The 1,506-nt window shown below is 65.6% G+C and carries 2 protein-coding genes; both read right to left on the bottom strand.

Features of this window, described 5'->3' with window-relative positions:
• Positions 1-968 (bottom strand): sulfate ABC transporter substrate-binding protein (locus C5O18_RS09450; RefSeq protein WP_105193376.1); only part of this gene is annotated, 968 nt, incomplete at its 3' end.
• Positions 969-1,065: 97 nt separating this feature from the next.
• Positions 1,066-1,506, bottom strand: a 441-nt coding sequence (locus C5O18_RS10560; protein WP_241146815.1) for a hypothetical protein, incomplete at its 5' end; no start/stop codon positions are given.

The following is a 1,506-nucleotide window of genomic DNA, read 5'->3' as shown; positions in this document are numbered from 1 at the left end:
TTGGCCTTGGTCCAGCCACCGAAAGCCTTGTCGATGGTGAACAGCTCGACCTTCGGGAAGGACGCGGCGTACTTGGCGGCAGCCTTGGCATCGGTCGGACGGTAGAAGTTCTTGCCCGCGATGTCCTGGCCTTCGGCGCTGTACAGGTATTCCAGGTAGGCCTTGGCCACGCCTTCGGTACCACGCTTCTTCACGTTCTTGTCGACCACGGTCACGGTCGGTTCGGCGAGGATGCTCAGCGACGGCACCACGATCTCGAACTTGTCACTGCCGAATTCCTTCAGCGCCAGGAAGGCTTCGTTTTCCCAGGACAGGAAGACATCACCCACGCCACGCTGCACGAAGGTCGTGGTCGAGCCGCGGGCACCGGAATCCAGCACCGGCACGTTCTTGTACAGCTTGGTCACGAATTCCTTGGCCTTGGCATCGCCACCGTACTTGCGCTTGGCGAATTCCCAGGCCGCCAGGTAGTTCCACTGCGCGCCACCGGAAGTCTTCGGGTTCGGGGTGATGACCTGCACGCCCGGCTTCACCAGGTCGTCCCAGTCCTTGACGCCGTGCGGGTTGCCCTTGCGCACCAGGAACACGATGGTCGAGGTGTAGGGAGCGGAGTTGTGCTTCAGGCGCTTCTGCCAGTCCTTGGGGATCAGGTTGCCGTTGTCGTGCAGGGCATCGACGTCACCGGCCAGCGCCAGCGTGACGACATCGGCTTCCAGGCCGTCGATGACCGAGCGGGCCTGCTTGCCGGAACCGCCGTGCGACTGGCGGATGGTGACGTCGTCACCGGTCTTCTGCTTCCAGTACTTGGCGAAGGCCGGGTTGAATTCGCTGTAGAGCTCGCGGGTCGGGTCGTACGACACGTTGAGCAGGGTGATTTCCTTGGCCAGGGCGGTGCCGGCGGTCAGCACCGAGGTCACCAGGGCGGCCGCGAGGCCCAGTTTCTTGAACGTCTGACGCTTGGACGACATGGTCATGCTCCATTTCATGGGGTGCGGATGCACCGGACGAAATGGATGCTATGGGAGTCTCCAATTTCTGAAAAAGAATATGTTTTTATAAATTTATTCAGAAAAAGAATATGCAGGCGCGTGCCAGCGCACCCCGGCCGGCACGCCCGCGCCAGCGCAGCGACACCCGCCCGCCGGACCCGGCGCGCGCCGTCAGCGCCGCCCTCACCGCCGGCACGCCCTGCCCGCGCCCCGCCCACAGGTCCGCCTCTGCGCGCGCGGCGGCGACGCCGGCGCCATCGTCGGCGACCAGCAGGCGCAGCCCGGCGCGCGAGGCATGAGCGCGGATGCGCAGGCGCAGCGCCTCCGGCTTGCCCAGCGCGAGCCGATGCGCCGCCGGCTCGCGGCCATGACTGAAGGCATTGCGCACCAGATGCGGCAACGTGTCCCAGAGCAGGGCCTGCTCGGCCAGCCAGCCCGGCGCCAGCCTGATCTCCCAGGTCGCCGGCACACCGCACTGCACCGACGTGCGCCGCACGAACACCGCCACGGCTTCGTG

The organism is Amnimonas aquatica, from assembly GCF_002943415.1.
GTDB lineage: Bacteria > Pseudomonadota > Gammaproteobacteria > Pseudomonadales > Moraxellaceae > Perlucidibaca > Perlucidibaca aquatica_A.
The sequence above is the reverse complement of the archived record's forward strand: the minus strand, read 5'-3'. Positions and strand labels throughout refer to the sequence as shown.